The organism is Priestia sp. P5_B4 (assembly GCF_056400385.1).
Window position 1 is genome coordinate 1 of sequence record NZ_JBFULJ010000509.1, and the last position, 2,730, is coordinate 2,730.

3 protein-coding genes and 1 pseudogene are annotated in these 2,730 nt (G+C 38.1%); 3 read left to right on the forward strand and 1 reads right to left on the reverse strand.

Features of this window, described 5'->3' with window-relative positions; translation table 11 throughout:
• Nucleotides 1-194 precede the first annotated feature (194 nt).
• The 3 genes from AC1DRF_RS22100 (at nt 195) to AC1DRF_RS22110 (ending at nt 2,403) form a co-directional block, all read left to right on the forward strand.
• Nucleotides 195-395: a hypothetical protein gene (locus AC1DRF_RS22100; RefSeq protein ID WP_013082164.1), complete on the forward strand. Its 201-nt coding sequence runs from the start codon at nt 195-197 to the stop codon at nt 393-395.
• Between the two features lie 227 nt (nt 396-622).
• A complete protein-coding gene (locus AC1DRF_RS22105; RefSeq protein WP_013055894.1) occupies nt 623-988 on the forward strand; it encodes a MerR family transcriptional regulator in 366 nt (121 codons plus the stop codon).
• A gap of 59 nt (nt 989-1,047) precedes the next feature.
• Nucleotides 1,048-2,403, forward strand: coding sequence for a hemolysin family protein (locus AC1DRF_RS22110; protein WP_013082163.1), 1,356 nt, complete (start codon nt 1,048-1,050; stop codon nt 2,401-2,403).
• Between the two features lie 51 nt (nt 2,404-2,454).
• On the opposite strand, the pseudogene AC1DRF_RS22115 reads toward AC1DRF_RS22110, so the two are convergent.
• A pseudogene (locus tag AC1DRF_RS22115) lies at nt 2,455-2,730 on the reverse strand (ABC transporter ATP-binding protein); the annotation flags it as partial.

Here is a 2,730-nt window from a genome sequence, read left to right on the forward strand (position 1 = left end):
TAATTACTTCCTATAATGGCTACGTGGTGCATTCGTTTTAAATTCATTTCATTCTCCCATAAAAACCCTTTTCTAATCATCCTACACAAAATGCCGGCAAACATCAAATAATTACGTTATCACCTTTGACTAGAGTGATAAAAGTCACGGACATAGCGCCTTATAACGAGTAACATAACAACGAGGTGAATAACATGATTTCGTTAACATTTAAAGCAAGAATTGACCGAACTCAAAATTTAGATTCGTTAAAAGAAGAAGCTGCTATTATGCACCGTATTGCTGATCAGCTATCTCCAATGAGCCCTGAGTTCATAGATTATACTGAACGTATTCAATATGTGTATGAACGCATGCACATTATCGTACGTCATCCTACTAAAAAACTCGCTTAATATAAGCGAGTTTTTTTATAAAATCTTTGTCAAACTACCTTATTTTGAGATATACTGAATGCTAATAAAAAAATGAAACTTTTTGATCTTACGCGCGTATACTTAATTACGATAGGATAAAAGATAAATAGTTACGCAGATAAAAACCATCACGTGATGGTTGACACAGTTAAAGGAGGTGGTATTCTGATGGGGTTGCGACATACAAAATTGGCGAACTTGCAGAGATGGCACATGTAACGAAACGCACGGTTGACTATTATACCAACATTGGTTTGTTAAAAGCAGAACGCTCTGCTTCTAACTATCGCTTTTATAACGAAGAAGCGCTGAAACGTCTTTACTTAATTGAAAAATTAAAAAGCGAAGGCCGTTCTCTTGAAGAGATTTCTTCTCTATTTTCTATAGAGCAATCCGAGAATAGCCACTCCAAAGACGAATTGGCATCCAAATTTTACGTACTAAACGACAGTTTAAAAGAAGTTGCACCGCTTATGGAAAAGCTGAATGAAGAAGATCGAAAAGTAATGATGAATCGGCTCTCACCAGAAAGCGTCACTCTTTTGCACTCTTTACTGCTGCTGCTGTCGTAAATTTATTATTTACAGGAGGTGTTTACTTACTTTATAGCATTATAAAGTAAGTATATTCATTGATAACCATTAACTTAATTATTTTTGCGATTTTAATTGTACTCACTGCTTTTTTCGTTGCTTCAGAGTTTGCAATTGTGAAGCTTCGTAGTTCACGGGTAGATCAACTTGTTGCTGAAGGAAAAAAAGGAGCGAATGCGGTTAAAACCGTGACGACACACTTAGATGAGTATTTATCTGCGTGTCAGCTTGGTATTACGATTACTGCTTTAGGACTCGGTTGGTTGGGAGAACCGACTGTTGCGAAGATTGTAGAACCCCTGTTTGAAAAAATGGGTGTTGCTGCATCTTTAACACATATTCTTTCATTCATTATCGCATTTGCGCTTGTAACGTTTGTTCACGTAGTCGTTGGTGAATTAGCGCCAAAAACATTTGCGATTCAAAAAGCTGAAACAGTTACGTTATTGTTTGCTCGTCCGTTAATTTTATTCTATAAAATTATGTTCCCCTTCATTTGGTTACTAAATGGTTCTGCCCGTTTRTTAACTGGAATGTTTGGATTAAAGCCAGCTTCAGAGCATGAACTTGCGCACAGTGAAGAAGAGCTGCGCATTATTTTATCAGAAAGTTTTAAAGGCGGGGAAATTAACCAGTCTGAATATAAGTACGTGAACAACATTTTCGAATTCGATAACCGTGTTGCTCGCGAAATCATGGTACCAAGAACAGAAATTTCAGCTGTTTCTGAAGACGACAGCATTGAAGATTTCTTAAAGCTTGCTGTAGAAGATCGCTACACTCGCTACCCTGTTACCGTTGACGGAGACAAAGATAACATTATCGGCTTAGTCAACGTCAAAGAGATTCTAAACGATGTCGTAATTAACGATGCGTTAAAAAAGCAAAGCGTGAAGCTTTATATGAATCCTATTATTCAAGTAATTGAAACCGTAGCGATTCAAGATCTATTGCGCTCGATGCAAAAGAAACGTACGCATATGGCTGTGTTGATTGACGAGTACGGCGGTACGGCTGGTATCGTTACCGTTGAAGATATTTTAGAAGAAATCGTTGGAGAAATTCGAGATGAGTTTGATACAGATGAAAAGCCGCTTGTTCAAAAAATCAGCGATCAGCACTTTGTCTTTAACTCAAAAGTACTGCTTGAAGAAGTTAACGAAGTCCTTCATATCGAAATTGAAAACGACGATATCGATACAATTGGCGGCTGGATGCTAATGCAAAATATCGATATCCAGGAAAGCGAATCGTTCAAACTTTTCGGATACGAGTTTATTGCAAAAGAAATGGACGGTCACCAAATGAAAGAAGTAGAAGTACGTGCCCTTCCTGAAGAAGAACGCGTGCAGCCTGAAAGTCATTCACCAGAACAAGAAGTTACACAAGCATAATAGAAAGAGCCGCTTCTTCATGAAGCGGCTCTTTTTTATCATTACTTTATCTTAATCATGCAGCAGCTTATACACAACGTTCTCTTCTGCCTCTTCCCCAGTCTTTTCCTTCGCTTGGTCCATCGTGCCGACAAATTCCAGCTTTCCTTCCTTTAAGACCGCAAACCGATGACACACGTCTAATATTTCATTCAAATCATGGGTAATATAGATAATCGTCTTTCCTTTTGACGCCAGCTGTTTAATATAACGAATGATCTCAAGCTTGGACTGCAAATCAATTCCGACCGTCGGCTCGTCCATTAACAAAACGGACGGTTCATGGAT

What these genes read in the sequence shown, in the direction of transcription:
- AC1DRF_RS22105 (WP_013055894.1), top strand. Translation starts at nt 623, where the DNA reads ATGGCACATGTAACGAAACGCACGGTTGACTATTATACCAACATTGGT.
- AC1DRF_RS22100 (WP_013082164.1), top strand. Translation starts at nt 195, where the DNA reads ATGATTTCGTTAACATTTAAAGCAAGAATTGACCGAACTCAAAATTTA.